At 41.1% G+C, this 24808-nt stretch carries 21 protein-coding genes; 13 read left to right on the forward strand and 8 right to left on the reverse strand.

The window, feature by feature from the left end; translation table 11 throughout:
• On the reverse strand, positions 1 to 1477 hold a 1477-nt coding region (gene priA / locus I8752_RS14820), incomplete at its 3' end, for a replication restart helicase PriA (RefSeq protein ID WP_214433083.1).
• A gap of 776 nt (positions 1478 to 2253) precedes the next feature.
• On the opposite strand from priA, the gene I8752_RS14825 reads away from it, so the two are divergent.
• From I8752_RS14825 to I8752_RS14855, 7 genes are all read left to right on the forward strand, one after another.
• Complete coding sequence (locus I8752_RS14825; protein ID WP_214433084.1) at positions 2254 to 3423, forward strand: RpoD/SigA family RNA polymerase sigma factor; 1170 nt, start codon at positions 2254 to 2256, stop codon at positions 3421 to 3423.
• A gap of 287 nt (positions 3424 to 3710) precedes the next feature.
• Positions 3711 to 4205, forward strand: coding sequence for a GNAT family N-acetyltransferase (locus I8752_RS14830; RefSeq protein WP_214433085.1), 495 nt, complete (start codon positions 3711 to 3713; stop codon positions 4203 to 4205).
• A 256-nt stretch (positions 4206 to 4461) separates the two neighbouring features.
• On the forward strand, positions 4462 to 4794 hold the full coding sequence (petJ, locus tag I8752_RS14835; RefSeq protein ID WP_214433086.1) for a cytochrome c6 PetJ: 333 nt from the start codon (positions 4462 to 4464) through the stop codon (positions 4792 to 4794).
• Between the two features lie 297 nt (positions 4795 to 5091).
• Positions 5092 to 6012 (forward strand): tetratricopeptide repeat protein, encoded by a 921-nt coding sequence (locus tag I8752_RS14840; protein WP_214433087.1) that lies wholly within the window; start codon positions 5092 to 5094, stop codon positions 6010 to 6012.
• A 349-nt stretch (positions 6013 to 6361) separates the two neighbouring features.
• Positions 6362 to 8287, forward strand: a complete 1926-nt coding sequence (locus I8752_RS14845; RefSeq protein WP_214433088.1) for a hybrid sensor histidine kinase/response regulator — start codon at positions 6362 to 6364, stop codon at positions 8285 to 8287.
• Between the two features lie 255 nt (positions 8288 to 8542).
• Complete coding sequence (locus I8752_RS14850) at positions 8543 to 10651, forward strand: TonB-dependent receptor plug domain-containing protein (RefSeq protein WP_214433089.1); 2109 nt, start codon at positions 8543 to 8545, stop codon at positions 10649 to 10651.
• Between the two features lie 92 nt (positions 10652 to 10743).
• Positions 10744 to 11040: a hypothetical protein gene (locus I8752_RS14855; RefSeq protein WP_214433090.1), complete on the forward strand. Its 297-nt coding sequence runs from the start codon at positions 10744 to 10746 to the stop codon at positions 11038 to 11040.
• A gap of 190 nt (positions 11041 to 11230) precedes the next feature.
• On the opposite strand, the gene truB is transcribed toward I8752_RS14855, so the two are convergent.
• The 4 genes from truB to I8752_RS14875 form a co-directional block, all read right to left on the reverse strand.
• Entirely contained in the window at positions 11231 to 12109 is an 879-nt protein-coding gene (gene truB, locus I8752_RS14860; protein WP_214433091.1) for a tRNA pseudouridine(55) synthase TruB, read from the reverse strand.
• 416 nt (positions 12110 to 12525) lie between these two features.
• Positions 12526 to 13641, reverse strand: a complete 1116-nt coding sequence (locus I8752_RS14865; protein WP_214433092.1) for a sensor histidine kinase — start codon at positions 13639 to 13641, stop codon at positions 12526 to 12528.
• A 2-nt stretch (positions 13642 to 13643) separates the two neighbouring features.
• Positions 13644 to 14354, reverse strand: a complete 711-nt coding sequence (locus I8752_RS14870; protein ID WP_214433093.1) for a response regulator transcription factor — start codon at positions 14352 to 14354, stop codon at positions 13644 to 13646.
• 140 nt (positions 14355 to 14494) lie between these two features.
• Positions 14495 to 15205 (reverse strand): LabA-like NYN domain-containing protein, encoded by a 711-nt coding sequence (locus tag I8752_RS14875; RefSeq protein ID WP_214433094.1) that lies wholly within the window; start codon positions 15203 to 15205, stop codon positions 14495 to 14497.
• A gap of 1119 nt (positions 15206 to 16324) precedes the next feature.
• Here I8752_RS14875 and I8752_RS14880 point away from each other — a divergent pair.
• Positions 16325 to 16834 (forward strand): fatty acid hydroxylase, encoded by a 510-nt coding sequence (locus I8752_RS14880; RefSeq protein ID WP_214433095.1) that lies wholly within the window; start codon positions 16325 to 16327, stop codon positions 16832 to 16834.
• Between the two features lie 110 nt (positions 16835 to 16944).
• Here I8752_RS14880 and I8752_RS14885 read toward each other — a convergent pair whose 3' ends face one another.
• The gene (locus tag I8752_RS14885) at positions 16945 to 17256 is read right to left on the reverse strand and encodes a hypothetical protein (RefSeq protein ID WP_214433096.1); all 312 of its coding nucleotides are present in this window, start codon (positions 17254 to 17256) and stop codon (positions 16945 to 16947) included.
• Between the two features lie 404 nt (positions 17257 to 17660).
• On the opposite strand from I8752_RS14885, the gene I8752_RS14890 reads away from it, so the two are divergent.
• Both I8752_RS14890 and I8752_RS14895 read left to right on the forward strand, forming a co-directional pair.
• Positions 17661 to 18791, forward strand: a complete 1131-nt coding sequence (locus I8752_RS14890; RefSeq protein WP_214433097.1) for a trypsin-like serine peptidase — start codon at positions 17661 to 17663, stop codon at positions 18789 to 18791.
• 305 nt (positions 18792 to 19096) lie between these two features.
• On the forward strand, positions 19097 to 20011 hold the full coding sequence (locus I8752_RS14895; RefSeq protein WP_404827096.1) for an SDR family oxidoreductase: 915 nt from the start codon (positions 19097 to 19099) through the stop codon (positions 20009 to 20011).
• Between the two features lie 81 nt (positions 20012 to 20092).
• Here the strand turns inward: I8752_RS14895 and I8752_RS14900 are convergent, their stop codons facing one another.
• Positions 20093 to 20521 (reverse strand): hypothetical protein, encoded by a 429-nt coding sequence (locus tag I8752_RS14900; RefSeq protein WP_214433098.1) that lies wholly within the window; start codon positions 20519 to 20521, stop codon positions 20093 to 20095.
• Positions 20522 to 20837: 316 nt separating this feature from the next.
• Between I8752_RS14900 and I8752_RS14905 the strand changes: the two genes are divergently transcribed.
• Positions 20838 to 21074, forward strand: coding sequence for a hypothetical protein (locus tag I8752_RS14905; RefSeq protein WP_214433099.1), 237 nt, complete (start codon positions 20838 to 20840; stop codon positions 21072 to 21074).
• A 170-nt stretch (positions 21075 to 21244) separates the two neighbouring features.
• Here the strand turns inward: I8752_RS14905 and I8752_RS14910 are convergent, their stop codons facing one another.
• Entirely contained in the window at positions 21245 to 21682 is a 438-nt protein-coding gene (locus tag I8752_RS14910; protein WP_214433100.1) for a response regulator, read from the reverse strand.
• 396 nt (positions 21683 to 22078) lie between these two features.
• On the opposite strand from I8752_RS14910, the gene glyS reads away from it, so the two are divergent.
• Both glyS and I8752_RS14920 read left to right on the forward strand, forming a co-directional pair.
• Positions 22079 to 24232, forward strand: a complete 2154-nt coding sequence (gene glyS / locus I8752_RS14915) for a glycine--tRNA ligase subunit beta (protein ID WP_214433101.1) — start codon at positions 22079 to 22081, stop codon at positions 24230 to 24232.
• 83 nt (positions 24233 to 24315) lie between these two features.
• Positions 24316 to 24808, forward strand: a 493-nt coding sequence (locus tag I8752_RS14920; RefSeq protein ID WP_263985308.1) for a Mur ligase family protein, incomplete at its 3' end; no start/stop codon positions are given.

A 24808-nucleotide genomic window follows, 5' to 3' on the forward strand; every position in this document is an offset into this window, starting at 1 on the left:
CTGCCCCCCTGCTCCCTTGCCCCTCTGCCCCCCTGCTCCCTTGCCTCTTGACGCTCACCCAACTTTCTAATGAAGGTGTGGCGGAACCCAAAACTAAGGGACAATTTTCTAATTCTGCTCGCCATTGAGCGACGGTGCGGGCATGATAAGTCGGAATGGGTGAATCTTGCTTAAAGCTGCTGTCGTGTTCTTCGTCTAATACAATTAAACCCAAGTTGGGTAAGGGAGCGAAAATGGCGCTGCGAGTCCCGATGACAACTTGCGGTTCTCCTGTTAGCATTTGTCGCCAAGTGTCGTAACGTTCGCCTTCGGAAAGGGCGCTGTGATAAACGCTGACTTTATTGCCAAACCGAGCACGGAAACGGTCTGTTAATTGTGGTGTGAGTCCAATTTCTGGTACTAAAACTAGGGCAGATTTGCCGACTTTGAGTAGAGGTGCGATCGCTTGCAGATATACTTCTGTTTTGCCAGAACCTGTAATCCCATGCAACAAAACTTGAGCAAATCCATCTAATGCCTGTATACTTGCTAATGCATTAGTTTGCGCTACATTTAAAGACTTTGGTTCGTCTTGAGCTAATGTTGAACTCTGTTCGCTTCTTAATACTTCTCTCTCGTCGATAACTATGTAGCCCTTTTCGGCCATCGTCTTGAGGATAGAGGAACTAGTATTGCAAATTTGCAATAATTCTTTTTGCCACACCTCACCACCAAGTCGTCGCAAGACTTCTAAAATTTCTCTTTGGCGAATAGTTAAGTCTCGGTCAATCGTGCCAATTAAGGTCACTGCTTTTTGTAGTTTTGGCCGAGTTGTTCGCGGCGGTTCTAAGTAGCTTTCTACTAAACCCAATCGCAACAACTCTCTGACTCCTCGATAGGCAGATTTGACTTTTTGTTGCAGGTAGGCAAAACTGTAGTCTCCTGCTGATTGGGCTTGCAAAAGTCCCAATATTTGCTGTGCAGTTGGACTAATAAAAGGTGAGGAAGATAGAAGTTGAGTAGAAGACAATTTGTCTTTTTGTGTTTTTGTTTCGCTATCTTGTGCTGTGCGTAACAAACGAATGCGACGCTGCGATCGCCCTAACAAACCCGGTGGTAAAGCTACCCGGATTACTTGAATTAAAGGTGTATAGTAATATGCGGCAACTCGATTCAATAACTCCCAATAAGTGCTCTTGAAAAAACCTTTACTGACGATATCTTCTACTTCTCGGATTTTTTCGGGTGGTAAATCGATATTTGGTTCTGATAACAAACGAATGGCGATCGCTCCTAACTGCTGTGCGCCAAATGGCACACTTAAAATATCACCAGCTTTGATTTCTAAGTGTAACGGTAATCTGTATGTAAACAATCCTGAGTTGCCTGGACAGTCTACCAGCACTTCTACCCAGCGATTAGGACTTTTATTTGATTGATAAGATTCTCCCGATTCACTAACCACAAAATTTGGTAAATTTATGCCATTAATATACATAATTCCTAACTTTTATGATAGACGTTTCTCGTTTCTTGATTTTGCTTGCACAAATTTGGTTTTTTCTTTCTTAAAATAAAAGTGTATTTAGCAATACTTTTATTCTTCATAATACTTGATAATTTTCCTGTTATGTAATCTACTAGACAAATTGAACTTACCTATACGTGCAATAAATATTTGAAGTCCGCTATAAAACATAAAACTTTCTCCTCGGCTTGTCTGAAATAGTTAGTCTATCTACTAAATATGGCATAGCCTTTTTCCGCCTATCGATAGATATTCAATGCTTTGTGTATATGAGATGCTTTTATACAAAGAAAATATTTCTGAATTAAATTGCTCAATTAGTGCCATGTAAAAAAAATTTAGGAGAAAGATATAACCCCAAAAATGAAATCGCGATCGCTGCAATAACTCCCAACATATAAAGCTTAGAAAATTTATAAAAGTACATGATTTTTTAAGATATGAGGGAGATTTACCTGAGTTCTTTATATTTATTAAGGTTGAGCAAGATTGAAGGGGTTTGACAGATTAAGGTATTAATAAAAAAATAAGAAATATATCTGTTGGAACCTGAGAAGATAGTTTCTGGGTGCAAAGACCAGTATTTGTTAGAGGTTCTATCTAGTAGAACTCAAAAATGACAGCTAGAAACTGATTTTTCACTTCTACGAAGCAATTAGCATAAACCTATAGTTTGCAGCGTCAAGGGTGCATTTGTTTCTTAGGGAAAACTACCAAGCTTCAAGCAAGTAGCTGTCACTAAAATTATGTACCAAACAAAGCAACAATCCCTAAAGGAAACTATGAACATTGCCGAATTGGGAACAATGGAAATACTGGAGAATACTGCCGAACATGAAGAACCATTACTCGATATTCTAGAAACAGTAATAGAGGAAGAATCCCCAATTGCAGAAAATCTGGAATCAGAGGAACGCGATGGGGATGAAATGGCAGCGGCCAGACCTTCTGGATACAATAAAACCGAGCATGATGATGCTGTAGGCGCGTTTTTTAAAGAAATGGCGCGTTATCCGCTGTTAAAACCCGATGAAGAAGTAGAATTAGCGCGGCGAGTTCGGTTTTTAGAGGAAGTCAGAGATATACAAGCTGCTTTGCAGTCAGAACTGGGACAGCAACCAACCAAGGTACAAGTAGCCTCCCAGCTCGATATGACAGAGAAGCAACTAGAAAGTCGCCTATATCAAGGTCGAGTAGCAAAACGCAAAATGATTCGCTCGAACTTGAGATTGGTAGTCTCAATTGCCAAGCGATATCTCAATCGCGGAGTACCTTTTCTGGATTTAATCCAGGAAGGAGCAATGGGTTTAAATCGGGCTACAGAAAAATTCGATCCCGATAAAGGATACAAGTTTTCTACATACGCCTACTGGTGGATTAGACAAGCAATTACTAGAGCGATCGCTAATGATGCGCGGACAATTCGCTTACCAATTCATATTGTAGAAAAACTTAATAAACTCAAAAAAGCACAGCGAGAACTCAAACAAAAACTCTGTCGCAATCCCTCTGAAGCGGAAATGGCAGAAGCATTGGAAATTAACGTCCAACAGCTGCGTCAACTACAACAATTACGCCGACAAGCACTGTCCCTCAACCATCGTGTCGGTAAAGAAGAAGACACAGAATTGATGGATTTATTAGAAGATGAAGATAACCTGTCTCCAGAAGCAAAAATGAACGAAAACATGATGCGTCAGGAGATTTGGGAAGTCTTAGGCGACGTACTAACTCCCAGAGAGAAAGATGTAATTTCTTTGCGTTATGGCTTGACCACCAGCGAACCTTGTACTTTAGAAGAAGTCGGAAACATGTTTAATTTGTCACGCGAACGAGTGCGACAAATTCAAAGCAAAGCTATGCGGAAATTACGCCGTCCTCATATAGCCAAACGCTTAAAGGGTTGGTTAATTTAAAAGTCGCAACAGCTGAATTATTGGGCTTGAGATAATTGCAAACCCCGATACGTTTGGCTCCCTTAATGAATTAGGGGGGTAGTATTTGTATATACATTAAATCCTAACCACCAGCAAGCCACCATCTGGGCATTAAGTAGAAAGCAGTCCTAATGATAATGAAAAAACTTCACTGTCAGGCATGGAAATCGGGCTTTTCCCTACACCCATTTTCAAGTCGGTCATTAGTCAAAAACTTGACACAATTGACTATAGACTATGGACTATAGACTTTCGATGATATATTCATGACTTCAAGTAGCAATTTAATTTTACGTTTCGCCGAACCAGCTGATAGCAACGTACTGTTTGAATTAATTAAGGGGCTTGCAGAGTACGAAAAATTATCTCATGCCGTAACTGGAAATGTTTTAGCACTTAAGGAACATTTATTTGGTTCCCCTAAGTATATCGAGGCAATATTAGCAGAATATTCAGGGCAAGCTGTGGGTTTTGCCCTGTTTTTTCACAACTATTCTACATTTTTGACAAAGCCAGGAATTTATCTAGAAGATATATTTGTTTTACCAGAACATCGAGGTAAAGGAATTGGTAAAGCTCTGCTTAAAAAAGTAGCCCAGATAGCTGTAGAGAGAAATTGTGGTCGGTTAGAATGGAGTGTCTTGGATTGGAACGAACCAGCCCAAGCATTCTACCGCAGTATGGGAGCATCCATATTAGATGATTGGCGAATCTGTCGCGTTACGGAAGAGGCGCTCACCCAATTAGCGGCTAAAAAATGAAGGATGCAGGATGAAGTTTGAAATTAAACAAAAATACTTTTGAGTTTGTAGTTAGGGTGAAAGCCTTAACTAAAAACTTTAATGTATTCATGTTTAGTACTTATCAACAAGTAAAACATTCTTCCTCAATCTTTTATTTTTTATTCATAATTTAGGGTGAAGTTTGACAGATTGTCGTTTGACTATGGGTGTGGCTCAACGCAAAATTATAGTGGCTATTCTACGGAATACGTCTTTGTCGCAGAGGGAACACTACATGAAAAAGATTCTTTCAGTACTACTGTTGGGCATAGCAATCTTTACATTTGCCTTCAGTAGTTCGGCTTTAGCAGATGCCGCCAACGGAGCTAAACTTTTTAGTTCTAATTGTGCTTCTTGTCACGCAGGTGGTAAAAATTTGGTTCAAGCTCAAAAGACTTTGAAGAAGGATGCTTTGGAAAAGTACGGCATGAACTCAGCAGAGGCAATTATCGCCCAGGTTACTAACGGTAAAAATGCTATGCCTGCCTTCAAAGGTCGTCTAAAATCGAACCAAATTGAAGATATCGCTGCCTACATACTCGAACAAGCAGATAAAGACTGGAAGTAAGGAAACTTTAAGTAATAAATTATCCTGCTTGAAGTTTTTGATAGTTAAAGTAAAATGTCAACTATCAGCAACTAAAATTAACAACTAGCGGGGCTTTTTGTCCCGCTAATTCTATATCTGATGAAATTGTCAAAGACGGTGCATATACCAATTTGGGATTTTGTGAAAAGTTGAGCCATTGATGGGGGCGGGTTTCCCTGCATAGCAAACTTTTCAAGATGGATTTTAGATCGAGGATCTTTACTTCGAGGCGATTTTGGGAATCCTAAACAACACTATCTCTATCTATTTGGTATTATGACTAATTTTTGGCGATTTTTATTGAGTGTATTTATTGCTTTGTTCTTGATTTTAACTCCAAATGCACGCGCATCATCTTTGGCGATCGCTCAAACTTCATCTAGGAATTTCTTGGACTTGGGTGTCAGCCAGATGCAGGGCGGTAATTATCATCAAGCAATAGAAAGTTTTAACCAAGCGATTAAAATCCAAAGTGATTTTGCTATAGCTTATAGCGATCGCTGTCTTGCTTACCTGCACTTACGAGATTACCATCAAGCGATCGCAGATTGTACTCAAGCAATAAATTTCACACCAAATAATATTGAAGCATATCTGAGTCGAGGAATCGCCTACTACAGACAACGAGACTTTTTTGCAGCTATTACCGATTACAATCGAGCGATCGCGCTTAAACCCTTTGATTTTCGAGCATACTATAACCGAGGGGTAGCCCATACAGGCTTAGGTAATTATTTAGAAGCAATCTCTGATTATAATCGGGCATTAACTCAAATTTCTCAAACACCCAATTTATTCCTGACAGATATTTACAATGACCGAGGTTTGGCTTATTTAAAGTTGCAAAACTTAGAAACTGCAATGCTCGATTTTAATCGAGCGATTCGTCTGGATTCTCAAGATTACAGAGCTTATTTTAACCGAGCTTGTGCCTACGGCAGCAACGGCGACGATTTTGATGCAGTGCGCGATTTTTCCCAAGTCATTAAGCTCAACTCCAAGAATGCCCTAGCTTATCTCAACCGGGGATTAGCTCAATATCGCTTAGGATATTATCAAAGTGCGATCGCCGATCTACATAAAGCATCTGAATACTTTGGCAACCAAGGCCAGAAACTTGCTTATGAAAAAACTTTAGATTTACTTAAGTCTGTACAACAACAATTACAGTTTGTCACTGAAATTGCTCTTCTTTAACACTTAGTATCTTCTACAATACTCAGTTAAAAGTAAACTGTTATCAAACGTTTGCCATATCGAGTTGTGACTCTTTATGGCTTTTACTACTATAGACGGATTCACATTAGTCAAAATTTTTGCTAAAAAGTTTCCCGGTATCAAATAGGTGATGAGCGAGCGTACTGTCTAGTCAATTTGGGGAATCATTCTAAAGCTAAACCGCGTCTTTCTTGAAAACCATAGTTTTTTTAATGAGGCTAAAGCTTTGAATAGCCACAGCCCAATCATGTACTCTCTTCAAATTCAGGTTTCAAAATGGACGGGGTGTAGCTTTAGCTAGCCTAACTGCATTCAAGGAGAAGCAAAATTGAAAGGAACACGGCAACGCCTCGCACCTTACACTCTGGCATTTTTGACTGTTACGCTCTCATTACTACTATCAGTATTACTGCGACCGCTACTAACACCTACCATGTTTATGCTATTTTTTACTGCTGTAGCGGTTAGTGCCTGGTTTGGTGGGATGGAAGCAGGGTTATTAGCTACCGCTTTATCTACTGTAGCGATCGACTACTTTTTTATAGAGCCACTGTTCACGTTCTATGTTTATCGCATAGACAGCATCGTGCATTTATGCGTGTTTCTAGTGGTGGTAATTTTTATGAGTTGGGTTAATAGCCAATTACGCAGTGCTAAACAGCGCTTAGAGACAAAAGAGCAACAGCTACAGGTAAGCGAAGCCAAGTTTAAACGGTTGGTAGATTCCAACATCATCGGGGTAGTTATAGCCAATCTCAATGGCGAGATTATCAAAGCGAATGATGCCTTTCTCAAATTGTTGGGTTATACACAAGAAGAATTACTGAAAAGGCAAGTACGATGGCAAAACATAACATCACCAGAATATCTTGAGGTAAACGAGCAATCTCTTGCAGAACTGAGAACCACAGGGGTATTTCAGCCTCTAGAAACAGAATACATCCACAAAGATGGTAGTCGTGTCTTTGTTCTCATGGGTGGTGCTTTGTTTCAGGAATCTGAAGATAGCCAAGAAGAAATAATCTCATTTTGTTTAGATTTAACCGAACGCAAACGCGCTAAACAAGAAAGGGAAAAATTACTAGCCCGCGAACAAGCAGCACGCGCCGAGGCAGAAGCAGCAAATCGGATGAAAGACGAGTTTTTAGCCACACTTTCCCACGAACTCCGCACTCCCCTAAACGCAATGCTGGGCTGGACGCAGTTACTCAAGCGTCGCAAGTTTGATGAAGCTACTAATACTCAAGCCATCGAGATCATCGATCGCAATACTCAATCCCTAGCACAACTGATCGAAGATGTCCTAGATGTCTCACAGATTATTCGGGGTAAACTCTGCTTGCATACTTATCCGGTAAACTTTGCCCAAGTTGTATCAGCAGCAATTGATACCGTGCGTCTAGCCGCTGAGGCGAGGGAAATTACCATCGAGTGCAGATTTGCTCCTTTAGTAGGCGTAGTTATGGGCGATGCCAACCGCTTACAACAAGTTGTTTGGAATTTACTTACTAATGCTGTCAAATTTACACCTAACAAAGGTAGAGTGACTGTGCAATTACAGCAGATTAATTCCAACATCCAATTGCAAGTGAGCGATACAGGCAGAGGAATTACGCCAGAATTTCTTCCTTATATATTTGAGCGGTTTCGCCAAGGCGATAATTCAATTACGCGATCGCATAAAGGACTCGGATTAGGATTAGCACTTGTGCGCCACTTAGTGGAATTACATGGCGGTACAGTCTATGCCGAAAGTCCAGGAATTGGACAAGGAGCAACTTTCATTGTCGATCTGCCGCTGAAAGTTACTCCTGTAGATACCAATCAGCTTTCACCTTTGATTGAGGGTGAAGATAGCGATCGCTATCTGCCAACACTTAACGGCTTGCGAGTGCTTGTTGTTGACGATGAGCCGGATGCCCTCCAGCTACTGACTACAATTCTGGGACAGTACGGCGCACAAGTCATGGCGGTTGCATCTGCACTTGAAGCACTAATTGCCCTGCAACAATTCCATCCTGATATACTCGTGAGCGATATTGGTATGCCACAAGAAGATGGCTACACGCTGATTCGTAAACTCAGAGCACTTTCCCAAGAAGAAGGAGGGCGGATTCCCGCAATAGCACTGACCGCTTATGCTAAAGCAGAAGACCGCACGCAAGCTTTACTAGCAGGCTATCAGCTTCATGTCCCCAAACCCGTCGATCCTACAGAATTAGTAACTATAGTTGCTAACCTAACAAAGTGTTGAGTGCTGAGTGCTGAGTGCTGAGTGCTGAGTGCTGAGTTAGGAGTTAGTTGTTGTAGAGACGCGATTAATCGCGTCTCTACAAAAGGCAGGAGGCAGGAGGCACAAGTCGCAAGTCGCAAGTTATTCTCCCTCTTCTCCCTAACCGAAAACGAGATTAGCACTTGCTTGAAATATGACAGTATGTCTTTTGACATAATTTGACTGTGACAGCAACAATATCGCTTGGTGACTGTTTTTACTAAGTGTGAGAGAAACGTGAAAAAGTATTTTTTGTTGCTGCCAGTTACTTTACCAAGTTTACTAATATTGTTGCCTGTCTTTGCTGCCGAAACCGAGATTGAGCAGAGAAATTCTCACAAGTTACCGAAAGCAACTTCAGATATTTCTAGTTTGAGTGAAATTCTGCAACCAACCACGAGTGCTGAATTCTTAACTCAACAATCTGTCCCAATTGAAGTAGATCCAGCAGGAACTCAACCAGATGCCCAGCCAGAAAAAGAACCAACTTCCACTGATGATGCTGATATTAATATAGAAGCGATCGGAGAACAAGATGCCGTACCTGACTCTACTCCGATTTATGTAATTGAAAAAGAAGAAATTCAAAAACAGGGTGCTAGTAGTCTAGCTGATGTTTTAAAAAAATTGCCTGGCTTTGCCATTAATGATGTAGGTCATGGTGCAGATATTCATACAGGTACGTACTATCGAGGAGCCTCAATTAATCAGTCTGTATTCTTAATTAATGGCAGACAAATCAATATGAATATTAACACTTATCACGGTGGAACCGACTTAAATAGTATTCCCGTAGAGTCGATTGAACGAGTGGAATTATATAGCGGTGTATCCTCCGCTTTATATGGTTCCTCAGCCTTTGGTGGCGTAGTCAATATCATTACTAAAGAAGGTTATGGCACACCTAAATTAACTGGTAGCGTAGAATTTGGCTCATTGAGTTTAAATAATCAACAAGTTAGTTATGGTGGTTCGTCTGGTGCTGTTAAGTACAACTTCAGCTTTGAAAGGTACTTTACAGATAACCGCTACCGCGTTCCAGTAGGTGCAGCCAACCGGGATGCTCAAGGATTTTTATTTAATGCAGATACAGCCACAAGTACTTACTTTGGGAGCATTGGCTTAGACTTAGATAATAAAAACTCTTTAAATTTAGATGTTACTAAACTCAGCAGTCGTAGAGGCTTAATTTATTTTGGTTTCCCTCTGCAACAAGACCGACTAGACCATGATGGTCTCAACGTTGGCTTATCTTGGAAAACTCGATTAGGTAATGGCGAAAACTCTAATTTGACAACCTCAATTGGTTACAATCAAGATTACTTTAGCACCTATGGCCCTTCAGGAGCATTTTACCGCACAGGTGTTTTAGATACACAGCAATTTACAGCTAGAATAGACCATCAATGGCAATTGAGCCAGAATAATAAATTGCGCTGGGGATTAGATTTAAAAAATACTGATTTAAACGGTGATGTTTTAAGTACTAACCCTAGTAGAATCGGCACTAATGAAACTGAAAATAGAAGTGTGTTTAATACAGCATTATTTGCTGTTGATACTTTAAATATTAGTGATGATTTTCAGTTAGATTTAGGATTAAGACAGAGCTTTGATGGACAGTTTGGCAGTTATTTTAACCCCAGTGTTGGTTTACGTTATGCCGTTACTCCCAAAGTTGCTGTGCGGGGAAGTTGGGCAGGAGGACAGCGCAATCCTGGATTAGATCAGTTATATGTTTATGATACGGTTCATGGTTGGGAACCAAATCCTGATTTAGACCCAGAAACTGGCTCCTCTTGGACTGCGGGAGTAGATATTAAGTTTTCAGATAATTTGACCGGACAGTTTACATATTTTGGCAGCAGCATAGATAATCGCCTGGGAGTCATAGCAGGAAAGTGGGCAAACATTGGACTAGTAGATACTAATGGTCTAGAGGCGGCGTTACAACTAAAAATTACTTCTGGCTGGTCAACTTTTCTTAACTACACTTATACAGATGCTCAAATCAAAACAGGCACAGAAAAAGGTTTACAGTTGGGATTGATTCCCTACTCTTTACTCCAAGCAGGTATAGGTTATCAAAATGCAGGTTGGCAGGCTAACTTATATCTTACTTATAACAGTGGCGCTCGTAGATCCATCTATAACAGAACTAGCGATAAGCCTACAGATTTCTCACCATCTTTCTTTAATTTAGATTTCAGCGGTCGCATACGGATCGCAGGCTCTTTAGGACTAACGGTATACTTAGAAAATTTACTAGACGAGCAATACGAGCGAGTTAATCGGATCTATAGTCCTGGGTTTACTTTCCGTTTAGGTTTAAGCTCAAATTTATAATAGACATAGGAGTGAAAATCAATTCTGCATTGCCCGAAATCCTTAGTAGGGGCGCTGTTACGTTCGCCCTTACATCAGTCTATAATGGCGATATGAGAGCCAAAATTGAAAATCAAGTGCTTTTTTTGCACCATGAGGACTTACCAGAATTTAAAAAAGGTGGTTCTGTGGTCAGAAATTCTTATTTTTGGGCGCTGCGTTCAATTGCTGGTCGAGCTTCGCGTTATCGTGATTGGGAATATGAGCCAGAAGTTTGGCTAGCACTGTCGCGGATGCTGTTGTCTTTTGCAGAGTCTGGATATTTAGGTTATCGAGAAACCATGTTAGAGTTTTCCCAATCTCAAGGGCAAATTCCCGATCTACTGCGAGATGTGTCTACTTGGGAATAATACTAATTCGTAATTCGTAATTCGTAATTCGTAATTAAGAGAAACTCCCAAAGGTGTGAGAAAAACAATTCTCAATGTGTTTCCTCGTTCCGGAAATAATACATCTTTGTCCTAATTTGGTATAACAGACTATTTGTCAATAAGCAATCATCTGAGTTGATGGAATATGTTGCGGCTAACCACTACTGTTTTACGAAATTGGTTCAAATACCATTTGGGGAATTAATATTTCGTCTTGTGATTGTCCAATACCCAAAAAGCGCGTATCTTCATAAACTCGCATCATCCCAGAAACACCAGAAGTTACAGAAATTCGCTGACCTTGACACCATTTTTGAGCAGATATTGTTGGTAATTTAATAGATGGTAAATGTTGCAAAGCTGCATCTGGAGTTGTGGGTTGAAATGTCCCAGCTTCTAGTTGCTTTTCTAAGTCGTTCAAGGTGAGACTATTTGCTAAGTGGAAGCCACTACTTTGGGTACGTGTTAATGCGGCCAGAGTACCGCCAGTTTGTAATACTGCACCTAAGTCACGAGCGATCGCTCTAATATATGTACCAGCACCACAAGCGATCGCAACATCCAATTCTGGAAAATCCCCTTCTCGCCAATCCAAAATTTCTATGTGAAAAACTTCTACAGTCCGTGCTGGAACTTCTACGGTTTCGCCTTGGCGTGCTAAGTCGTACAGACGTTTTCCTTCGACTTGAATTGCACTGTAAATTGGTGGAATTTGCTCAATCTTGCCTGTAAATTTTGCCAGTGCAGTTTTTACATCTGCCAAATTCAACCCTGCACAAGGCACAGAAGCGATAATTTCACCTTGCAAATCATCTGTTGTAGTCCGCACGCCCAACTGAACAGTGGCTTTGTAAGCTTTTTCCCCTGGTAAATATTGTAATAATCTAGTGGCTTTACCAAGTGCGATCGGTAATACCCCAGTAGCAGCAGGATCTAAGGTTCCCGCATGTCCCACACGTTTGAGGCGCAATAGTTTTCGCACCCGTGCTACACAATCGTGGGAAGTCCAGCCAAATGGTTTGTTTAAGTTTAAAAAACCTTGAAACAACGTTAACTTAATCCTTTGAGACTTGAATTCTGAAATGCTCGTTTAATCTTCAAAGGATTAATCTCAGCCTTTTAGGATGAATCGGCATATCTTTTTCATTATCTCCTGATAATATGAGCTAAAAGCTAAGGAATTAAGTTTTATTAGTCTTGGGAATTGTTCTGAGGGAACAAGTAAGCGATCGCAGCCCAACCAGATACAGTGATTAGACTAACCAAAAGTGTAGCCAGGAAAAAAGCAGACATACGAGGACTTGGTACTAGGTATTAGGTATTGGGTATTAGGGATTGGGTATTGGGTAAGAGTTTTTCCTAGTCCTAGTCCCCAGTCCCTAATCCCCAGTTGCCAATCTCTTTCAACCTAGCAATTAGATGTGACACAGATGCAACCTGGTTATGACAATTGTTTGTATCGCTTCAAGCTAAAGGCAAGCAAAAACGAAACTTACTGCCAGTTCCCATCTCGCTATCTACCTGAATCTGACCGCCTTGTAACTCAACCAAACGGCGGGATATAGTTAAACCAATACCCGTTCCTCCAGAATAGCGATCGCGCGAGCGATCGGCTCGCCAAAAACGCTCAAACACGTTCGGTAAATCCTTTGCAGCAATGCCAATACCTGTATCGGCAACTTCAATCCAGAGTTTAGATGCGTCACTCCAAGCACGGATAGTAATTGAGCCTTTGGGAGTATAACGCACTGCATTACCTAGCAAGTTGACTAGCACTTGTTCTGTACGGTCAATATCTGCTAATACAAGCGGCAATTGCGATGGTAATTCTGTACGTAAAACGGGGCCATCTTCTAACAGTTGGTCGGTAAATTTCTCTATTAATGACTCTAATAAAGGATACAAATTCACTGGCTGTATATTAATAGGCAAATAACCGGCTTCTGCTTTTGAGAGTTCTTGCAAATCGTTGACCAAACGCTCTAAGCGCTTAGTTTCCTTTGCCAGCCGCCGATAAATTTCTGGAGATGGGTCAATTTCTCCATCGGCTAGTTCCTCTAAGTAACCGCGCACAACTGTAAGCGGTGTCCGCAGTTCGTGGGTCATGTCTCCAATCAGTTCTCGCCGCCGTGCTTCTACGCCTTCTAAACTGGCTGCCATGCGATTAAAACTAGCACCTAAGCGATTCAGTTCTGGAATATCAGATAGCGGTAATCGCGCTTCTAGATGACCAGCGGCAAACTTTTGTGTAATTTGTTCCATCTCTGTCAACCGCTGCATAATCCGTTTGGATACCCAGTAACTCAATCCTCCGGCTGCGGTAGTACCGACTATGACTGACCAAAGCGTACTGCGTCGCCAAGCAATTTCAAAACCCTCAACCAATTCAGTACGAATATTAATTAATCTCAATCCCCTACTTTCTAATCTTTCCAAATGCAGTACAAAAAAGCGGGGAGAAGAAACTTTACTGATAATCACAAGGCTAATTAATCCCACCATCATCACCACTAAGTGGGAGAAAAATAGACGTGATGCTAAAGGCAAGGATTTTGTCCAACGCCAGTTGGTTTTGGTCATACTCAAACTAGGGGGGAGTCTTCAAATTTATAGCCCACCCCAACAACGGTTTTGATAAAAGTAGGGTTAGCAGGGTCAGGCTCAACTTTTTTTCTTAATCGAGCTACATGAGTATCTACCACCCGTTCGTCGCCAAAAAAATTATCGCCCCAAAGTTTATCAATGAGCTGAGTCCGGTTCCAAACTCGACCAGGATTACTAACAAAGGTGGTTAACAAGTTAAATTCTAGGGTCGTCAAATCTAAAATTTCTGGTTCTTGGGAATCCATTTGACGACTGGCAGTGCGTTGCTCTACATCTACGATAAAGTGTTGGGTACGATTTACCTGATGTTGTCCTCCTTGGCGGAGACTACGCCGCAATAGCGCCCGCACCCTAGCAACTAACTCTCTAGGGCTGAAGGGTTTAACCATGTAGTCATCAGCACCAGTAGATAAACCAATCACGCGATCGATTTCTTCGCCCTTAGCTGTGAGCATTAAGATATAAGGGTCTTTAACACCCGGTTTTTGGCGAATTCTGGCACAAACTTCTAGTCCATCCAACCCAGGAATCATTAAATCTAAGATAATTAAATCTGGTGGTTGCTCTTGAAACATCCGCAAGGCATTGACACCATCGCGGCTAACACGACAAAAAAATCCTTCTTTTTCTAAAGAAAGTTGGATTAATTGAGCAATTTCTGATTCATCCTCAACAATTAAAATATCCATCTCGATCGGATTAAGTAAAATACGCAGAGTTAAGTATAAGACAGGAGTTAGGAGTTAAGAATTATTGTTTTTATCTCCCTCATCTCCCTCATCTCCCTCATCCCCCTCATCTTCCATACTATGTAACATTCAATGGAGATTTACAGATTGGAATTAGACAGCGCTCGATAATTGTAGCTTGAATGGGAATCCTTCTGGATGTGATGCTTGATGCTATCAATGTCAACAAAAGAGTCAGCAACATCTATTAAACTGTCGCTGGTCATGGTTCGCAGACTTACAACTTCAACTTTAGCTCCTTTACTAGTGACAGCATCAACAGCGTAAGTTAAATCTCCATCTCCGCTAACTAAAACCGCAGTGTCGTAGTAGGGAGTTAAAGTGATCATATCGACAGCAATTTCTACATTCAAATTGGGTTTTTTGGAATTATCTGCGATCTGGACTTCTTTGGTAACTACACGATAACCATTGCGACGCATCCAAAATAGAAAACCTTGTTGTTTTTCATTGGGGCGCGGACGCGTATGAGTTTGGCGTGAGATATCAACGGTAGTGTAGAAAAAAGCCCGTAACAACCTCGAACCAGCGGTTAAACGACAAAGCAATTTCAGATAGTCGATTTCAATGCCAAGTTGCAAAGCTGCGTGAAATAAGTTTACACCATCAATAAAAATAGCTACCCGACCACGATTTAAGTCATTGACTGTGGAATTTTCAGCCCTAGGTTCTTTTTTTTTGGGATTTTCACATTTAATACCATTTTTTATCAGGCTTTTTTCTGATAAAGGCGTTTCTTCTTCAAGGCGCTTATATACATTTTTTGCCTTGGTGAAAGTGTTGATATTCATTGACTCCTCTGGATTTTAAATCTGGAAGGGCTTTTGGGCAAATTGGCAATTATTCATCTATGCTGATTTCTCAGCCCAGCAGTAAATGGTATGCAGTCATTTGCTGCAAATCCACTCAAATCGTGTTAATTGGGCAGATTCCAAAGTTAACGCCCCAGAGGTTTGAACTCTTGTCAGGGCAGGTTTTACGAGATATTCCCTTTGCCTACAGATATGCTGCTTTTTCTCTACACCTAATACACCTCAACTAGCAATAGAATGCCAGTACTTGGGTACAGGCAACTTCTTGCCAAATATAGGAGTAGAGTAAGCCATCGGCATCTATTTGTATTGTACATCTATATTGGGAAAATACTTCGATTCTAGCTTGATTTGTATATTGTTATGTTGATATTGACTGTAAAAAGTTGTTAATATAGTTTTAATATTTAAACTAATTTATTAATTATTTTTTAATATAAAAAAGTAGGAAAAATATCAACAAATATCCAATTTTGAGTGGATGCAGTAGGAAGCTAAAAAAGGGATTGCATAAAAAGAGACTGATGCGATCGCCTGCCATATTTATCAAGTATTTTAGTAATATCAAACACTTTTTGATAACTGTAACTCACGACCTGTCCTAAATTATGCTATCGGTAAAGCTGACTTTAAAAAAGCTTTACTAACAGTCGAAAGCTATGATTAGCCTAATTTTTAGCATTATATATTCAGTCAAATTGCAATTAGTTGAGACTGAATAATATTACATAAAACCTTAACCTAAATTTGTACTACTTTTAACTCAATCTTTGCTTATGCTATCTGCCTTAGTAAGAAGATTGTGAGGTGAATATGGTAAAATACGGCAAATCTATCGACATTTAGATGTATAACGTCCTTCAACCTAGAGCCAGAAGCCAAATAAAAAGCACTGAAAAGTTGCTATTCTCTACATTCCGGAGCGGAGATTCATGAAACTGCAACCTCCTAAATTATTCTGAGCAGAACTAGCTGGAGCGTAGACCTACGAAACGCACAGCGATCGCTGCTAGCAAAGTAGAAAATTAGCTGTCTACGTCCACAGCATGATATCTGCATTTTTTCTTTGGTGTTTTTTACTGAACGTGAGGATGATAAATGCTTGAGGCTATCGCTGTTGCTTGGCTATTATTGTTTTTTGGCGATTTCTTGTCTACTTTCTGTTACCACGTACCTGAGCATGTTTTTGGTAGCCTCCATCTCAAAACGCACCACTCTTGGAAGAAGGATTTTCGCCATTACGCTATTTTGACACTTAATCTCCAGGTTCTTTTAGATGGTATCTTGGGAGCCTTACCTTATTTAGTGATGGCAGTAGTTCTGTGGTCTTTCTCTCCCATCGGTGTTATCTGTGGACTACTGCTGGGGCAGTTTCATGTATGGTGGAGACACGTCAGTGTTTTGGGTTGGCAAACTCCAAAGCTAGTGAATCTTTTTTGCCAAGTTCTCTTCATCACTACTCCTGAAAGGCACTGGTTACATCATCACAAAACTAATCTAGGTTTCGGTGATATTTTCACATTCTTTGAGCAACCAGCGCAAATTTGGCTGCGCTGGCTGAGGCTGCTAAGACTGCATTTGCGTTACTCTCGGATCTCATTGGGGTGAGCGGCATTTGCAAAACTTTTTACTCATAGAACTAGCGATCGCTGCTTCTATGAGTAAGCTATTTATGATAATTTATCAGACGGCTACTAAGCCGCATAATTCTATTAAAGCTACTGTTGTATAGGTTCTATAGGTGCAGAACCAGCACCACTATTTGTTCGATGAGAAGGTTGTTTAATATCTGATGGCGAGCTGGAATTAGGAATGTCAGTAACCGTAGGCATCAATGGCTTGGCATTTCGCATTCTTTCTGGTGTCCAATAATCTTTTATTTGTTCGTGTGTTTGAGTAGTATTTTCCTTTTGAATGTTAGTATCCTGTGGCTCCATATTAACTACTTCTCCTTTAGCAATATAGGAAGTTAATAGTATCCCTGCTAGGCTGGCAACTGCTAAAGTTGACATCAATTTGTTCGTGTTCATATTTCCTCTGTTGTAATTAAATTATCACTATAATTTTTCGGAGCTACAAATTATCTGATTGTGTTAGAGGAGTTGATAGCAAATATATCGTGTTAATTATCACTCTCTTTTGAGAACCTCATTTTGCTCGATCTTCCTTCATCTTAATCTCATATTTTATCGACATTGGGGATGAGTTTGTATTCTCTAAGTTCTTCGACAGCCATGAGTTTTGCCGTAAATTTTGGGATTTTACACCAAAAATGCTTGTTTTTTATTTTTACACCTAAAAACTTGGGTTAAATAAATTTAACTAAATAAGTCCAAAATCTTATAATAACTTCATCATAAATTCATATAAAAACCCCCATACTGTTTGAAATTAACTGTATAAACTAACTCCCCAGAAGGAGCAAATTTACTGTATGCACAAATCTATTGCTGCGTTCAACTCTGTGTTGCTTACTTCTTTGGCCATTGTGCAAACACCTGTATTTGCACAACAGACAGCACCATCAACAACGTATGTAATTAAAGAAGCTCCGAATGTGAGTCCTAACAGTACGCAAAATGTCTGGACTCCTGAGAGACTGAGAAATGCTAAACCTTTACCTTTGCCCATATCGTATAACGGTGTTGTCACCGGACAAACAGCTCAAGTTACAGGCAAACCGCAAGCAGGCCGTGGGGCAAAACCAACAGTCAAAGTACTTATCGACCAGCAGCCTTTGTTTACACCTAATAACCTTGAGGTTCAAAGCGACCAAGTTCAACCTAACAATGTTGGTACTCAAAACGCCCGTTTTACGAGTTCTCGACTCGTTCCTCTATCGGCTGACTTATCCTATCCGTATGTAGCCGCAGGGAAAATTTTCTTTTCCAAACCTGGTGGAGGTGATTTTATCTGTTCTGGGGCTGTCATCAGACCAAGACTGATCTTGACAGCGGGTCATTGCGTTCATAGTGGAAGTGGAGGAAATAATGGTTTCTTCACTAATTTCATCTTTATTCCTGCTTATAGAGATGGTGCTGCTCCATATAAGCAGTGGTCTTGGAGTCGCGTTATTACAACAAGCACTTGGAGTACCGGTAATGGTGCAGTTCCCAATGCTGCCGACTATGCACTTCTCGAAGTCTCAGACCAATCATTTAGCGGAGTTACTCGCAAAATAGGTGATATTGTTGGCTACTTTGGATATAAAACTCTCGATCTTCTACCTAATCACGTTACTTTGCTGGGATATCCAGGTAATTTGGATAATGCTCAAAAAATGCATCAAGTTACAGCAGGAAGTTATGGTAGTGGAGGTAATAACACAGCCCTGTATGGTTCTGACATGAGAGGCGGTTCGAGTGGAGGGCCTTGGGTGCAGAATTTTGGTGTTGCTGCCAGCGGCCAAGTCGATGGGTCGGATAAAGCTGTCAACCAAATCGTTGGCGTTACCTCATATGGCCCAACAGCAGTAGGGCCACTTTACCAAGGTAGTTCGATTCTCGATAGTCGATTCACCACTATCTTAAACACTGCTTGTGGTTGGCAGACGGGCAACTGTTAAAGTAAGTTCTACAGTAAGTACTTGAGCGCTGACTGTTGAGTGTCAACAGTCAGCGCTCAACAACCACTATGAGTATTTCTGAAAATTAAATGCGCTTTAGCTTAGGACATTTTTAAAGCTTGAATGCCAGGAGTAGTAATACTTTTACCTTCTGCCTCCAGCATAGCTGCCTCTTGCGATATTTAAGCCCTATTAATTATTGACAAATTGTTATGACCTTACTTTGTAAAGAGTAAGTGGCTGCTGCTGCGATCGCTGTAGATAGATACGATGCAAAAGTGATTGATTCTACAATTAAGTACACAATAACATCGGAGCAATCAATGACAGACGATCGATTGAAGATGCAAGATCCGCGTCAGCAATATCCACAACCCCCCTTTCCCCGTCAGCCGCAACCTGTACCGGGACTCGCCCAAAAGATGAACCCTCTGCCGGATCACGGTGAGGAAAGTTATAAAGGATGTGGAAAGCTTGTAAACCGAAAGGCGTTAATCACTGGAGGAGATTCTGGTATCGGGCGCGCCGTGGCGATCGCTTTTGCGCGTGAAGGGGCTGATGTGGCAATCTCCTATCTAGATAGCGAACAGTCCGACGCAAAAGAGGTCATAGAAATAATCGAACAAGCGGGACGCAAAGCTGTTGCGCTTCCTGGTGATATCAAAGATGAGAATTTTTGCCGAAAACTCGTCACTGATGCAGTAGAATCTCTGGGCGGTTTAGACATTCTCGTTAACAATGCAGGCGCACAGACTTCTCATCCTTCTCTTGGCGATATCACCTCCGAAGAGTTTGATAAGGTACTCAAGACCAACCTCTACGCACTATTTTGGATTACGCAAGAGGCTATACCGCACTTAAAACCGGGTGCAGCCATCATTAATACAACTTCCGTTCAAGCGTATGACCCTTCACAGAACATTATTGACTATGCGCTCACCAAAGCAGGGATTGTTAATTTCACCAAAGCAATCTCTAAACAACTGATTGAGAAGGGTGTACGCGTCAATGCTGTAGCACCCGGCCCGTTCTGGACACCCCTACAGCCTAGTGGCGGTCAGACTCAAGAAAAGATTGAGAAATTTGGCTCCTCGGTTCCATTGGGACGACCCGGACAGCCCGTAGAAATTGCTCCTGTATATGTACTCTTGGCTTCACAGGAGGCAAGCTACATCACAGGAGAAGTTTATGGTATAACGGGTGGGGTCGGTATTGCGTAATACCAATCTTCTAAAATTCAGCAATAGATTTAAACCCGGAAACCCTAATTAAATCTGACTTCCTTAATTACGAATTACGAATTAACTTGCTACTACTGCTTTCTTTCCATTGCCGTTGCCGTCTACACTAGCAATCAATGACTCTTGCTTAGAACTGAAAGTTGAGGACTCGCCTCGCAATCCCTTGCGACGCTGATTTTTGGGCACTCCTCCTGCCATACCATACTCCACACTGCTTTTGCCATATCGAGTCCCAACTGCCATCAGCATATGTTCTGTCATATCTGCCAACTTATACTCTGTCTCTAACATTTCACGGTATAACTTATCCAAGTTAGAAAGGGCAGTGTTGTATGCATTTTCTTTAGTTCGCATCGTTTCAATTAAGTTTGAAAAAGCAGACTGTGTAAGTCCATTGCCTAAATCTAAGTTTGGAGCGATTGAGTCAATGCCAGCTGCACGACGCACGGCTTTTTCTAACGCTTTAGAGGTTCTTTTTTTACGAGCCATGATATCTTGTAATACTGTTAATATTCTTTACCTTAATAGACCTCCGTATTTAGCAGCCTGAGAGAATTTCAGCAAATCTACAACAGTTTTTGCTACAAGTGATATTTGTAATAAGTAAGTATAGCTGGTGACTGGGGACTCTGATTTTTCACGGGAAGTCTTAAAACCCTTGTTTATGCTGGGTGTAGGGGGTAGGGGGTAGGGTGTAGGGTAAATCATGAAAGTCTTACCACACCCCACACCCCGTCCCTTTTTCCAGATGACGTGAAAAGTCAGCTGGTGACTGGGTGAAAAGTCTTTTTGTGTCTAGGTTTGATTGTCTGTTGATGTCCTAACACTACTGGCGACGGCTATAAATTACCAAAATCAGAAAGCGATCGCAGGTTTTACTCGCGGAAAACACCAAAATCAGAAAGCGATCGCAGGTTTTACTTGCGGAAAACACCAAAATCAGAAAGCGATCGCAACTTTTACTTGCGGAAAACACCAAAATCAGAAAGCGATCGCAGCTTTTGAGAAGGCGATCGCAGGTTTTACTTGCGGAAAACACTAAAATCAGAAAGCGATCGCAACTTTTGAGTAAGCGATCGCAGCTTTTGCTTTCTAATTTCAAGAGTGCGTGAAGAGGAAACGCTTTGCACTGCTATTGTGTGGCATAACGCGATTGAGTTAATAAAAGACAACCGCAAATTAATGCTAAGAGGATATTTAAAAAGTACTAATCTATGAATGAGTGGATAGTAGGTAAACAATTTCCTCCACAATTTCCTCTGGTCTGTCAAGCTTGACCATAAATCGATCGAAGCCAGCAGTTAAAGCCTTGCGATCTGAAATTTCCCGTGTATAAGAAGTTACGGCAATAGCTGGCAACTGCTGTAAAAATACACTTGAATGCATCCGAAGTTGCTTAATCAACCAATTTCCATCATGAGTAGGCAATTTTATATTGCACACCAGAACATCGGGATAAACGGCTTCAAGCGAGGCGAGAGCTGTTTCTGCGTCGATGAAAGTCATCACTTCTGCACCTGCTGCTTCTAGAATGTAAACAAACAGGTCTGCAATATCTGGCTCATCCTCTACCAGTAAGATCCGAATCCCAAGAAGGCGCTGGAGCGAATTTAACTCACTTTCTCGATTGCTCATTCGATCTATCGCCATGCAGTTCCCTTATTTACTGATATAATTTACCTCTTTTATTGGAACGTAGAAAGAGAAATAAATCTTCAGCCTAATTAAACAAATTTGGCAACAAAAGCATTATGAAGTAGTATTTCTTGCGCTGTGCGTCTCGAAATACATTTTTTTGCTTCTCCATAAATAAATTCAGGGGTTTGTATCCTTTGTGTTTTCGTTCAAAAGTTAACAGTCAACGATCGCCACAAGTAGTTATACTTTTTTAGCGTGCATTAGCTTGGTATATTAGCGTGTTGCGAACAGCTAGTAAGTTGATTCGTAAACTGTTTTGCATAGCATACATACCTCAGCGTTACGGCAAGGTAAACTGTTGGAATTGACTGATAAAGTTGAGCTACGCAAAATTAAAAAGATTGACCTATGCCTGCGTTTTTATTAGAAGTTGGTACAGAAGAACTACCCGCAAGTTTTCTCAGTGATGCTTTAGTGCAGTGGCGATCGCACATTCCCGAAAGTTTAGCAGCCAACAGCCTCACAAGCACATCTGTAGCAGTTTACGGTACTCCCCGGCGCTTGGCAATACTAATTGAAGGTCTCCCATCACAGCAACCAGACCGCGAAGAAGAAATAAAAGGCCCGCCCGCCCAAGCAGCTTTTAAAGATGGCAAACCAACACCAGCAGCAGCAGGCTTTGCCAAAAAGCAAGGAGTGGAAATTGAGGCTTTGGAAGTTCGCCCTACAGATAAAGGTGATTTTGTCTTTGTCCAAAAAAGAATTCCCGGTCGTCCTGTGGCGGAAATTTTTACAGAACTTGTACCGCAATGGATTTCAAAACTAGAAGGTAAGCGGTTGATGCGCTGGGGTGACGGGGATGTGAGGTTTTCTCGTCCCATTCGTTGGCTGGTGGCTTTGTTAGATGAGACAGTACTGCCAATCGAATTAGTTAATGGTTCGGAAACAATTAAAAGCGATCGCATTTCCCAAGCGCATCGCGTTTTGCATCCCGAACCTGTAACTATTAATCATGCCACCGATTATGTTACTACACTACGCTCTGCCTATGTCACAGTCGATCCTGAAGAACGGGCAAACATTATTAAAGAGCAAGTGCAATTAGCAGCGCAAGATTTAGGTGGTCATACAGTACTTTATCCCGATTTATTAGAAGAAGTTACCAATCTTGTAGAATATCCTTCAGCTGTGATTGGCAAATTTGAACCAGAATTTTTGCAATTACCAACTGAAGTAATTACTGAAGTGATGGTGACTCACCAGCGTTATTTCCCTGTATTTCAAGGCGAGAGTCTTCAGAAAGAATTATTGCCTAATTTCATCACCGTTTCTAATGGCGATCCCCAAAAATCAGCAATAATTGCTGTTGGGAATGAAAGAGTCATCCGCGCTAGATTGGCAGATGGACAGTTTTTCTACAAAACCGATTTAGCCAAGCCTTTAGAAAGCTTTTTACCACAATTAGAAAAAGTTACTTTCCAAGAAGAGTTAGGTTCTGTACGTGCCAAAGTAGATAGAATCATTAAAATTGCCAAACAAATTAGCGAACAATTGCAGTTAGAAGAAGCTCAAAGCCAAAAAGGTCAACGAGCCGCCTTATTATGTAAAGCAGATTTAGTCACCCAGATGGTATATGAATTTCCCGAATTGCAAGGAATTATGGGAGAAAAATATGCTTTAGCAAGTGGTGAAGATACCGAAGTAGCAAAAGCAATTGTTGAACATTATTTACCAACAGGAGCAGGTGACATTTTACCTGAAACCCTCACAGGTCAAATTGTGGGTTTGGCAGATAGATTAGATACTCTAGTTAGTATCTTTGGCTTAGGTTTAATTCCTTCTGGTTCCTCCGATCCATTTGCTTTGCGTCGTGCTGCCAATGCCGTAATTAAGATTACTTGGTCTAACGATTTACCAATAAATTTAGAAAATTTATTGGAGCAAATAGCAACAGACTTTGCAACAGCGTACAACAAAGACCAAGTGCAATTAACTGCAACATTACGAGACTTTTTCTTGCAACGCATCCGCACTTTGTTGCAAGAAGAAAAGCAGATTGATTACGACCTCGTAAACGCCGTTTTGGGAGAAAACGACCCAGAATATACAGAACGGGCGTTAAAAGATTTATTGGATGTGCGCGATCGCGCCTTGTACCTCCAACAAATTCGCAATGACGGTACTTTAGATAAAATTTATGAAACCGTTAACCGTTCCACAAGGCTAGCAGCCCAAGGCGATTTAGATACCAAACAGCTAGAACCAACAGCGTTAGTTAACCCAGAACTGTTTCAAAAACCTTCCGAGAAAGCTTTCTACGATGCCATAGTTGATTTAGTGCCCCAAACTCAAACAGCCCAAGAATCCAGGAATTATCAACTGTTAGTAACAGTGTTAGAAAAAATTGCTCCCACCGTTAGTAACTTTTTTGATGGGCCGGATAGCGTTTTAGTCATGGACTCCAACCCAGAAATCAAGCGCAATCGGTTACATCTACTCTCGTTATTGCGAAATCACGCTCGCGTCTTGGCTGATTTTGGGGCGATCGTGAAAAATCTGTAGCATAAAGCAACAAAGACTGGTGTAATTTTTGCCGAGAAGCGTTAGTATAAGGAGTGCTTAACCAGGGTACTCTGCTACAGTCTATGTCCAAAGCCCATGTGATTGGATTGGGAAAGTCCGGTGTTGCTGCGGCGAGATTGTTGAAACAGGAAGGTTGGGAGGTGGAGTTGAGCGATCGCAACACCTCCGAAACCCTTCTCAAACAACAACAAGAACTTGCTGACGAACAAATAACTTTGAAACTGGGATATTCCCTAGAATTAAACGCAAATAATTTACCTGATTTAATTGTTGTTAGTCCTGGTGTTCCTTGGGATATTCCCGTGTTAGTTCAAGCAAGAGAATTAGGCGTTGAAACCATTGGAGAAATGGAACTTGCTTGGCGACACTTGCAAACTGTACCTTGGGTAGGAATCACCGGCACTAACGGCAAAACTACAACCACAGCTTTAATTGCTGCAATTTTTCAAGCAGCCGGATTAAACGCCCCAGCCTGCGGGAATATTGGTTACGCCGCCTGTGAAGTTGCACTGTCCTTGAAGAGAGCAGGGGGAGCTGGGGGGCAGAGGGGCAGAG

The organism is Dendronalium phyllosphericum CENA369 (assembly GCF_016056275.1).
In the GTDB taxonomy this organism is placed as follows: Bacteria; Cyanobacteriota; Cyanobacteriia; order Cyanobacteriales; family Nostocaceae; genus Dendronalium; species Dendronalium phyllosphericum.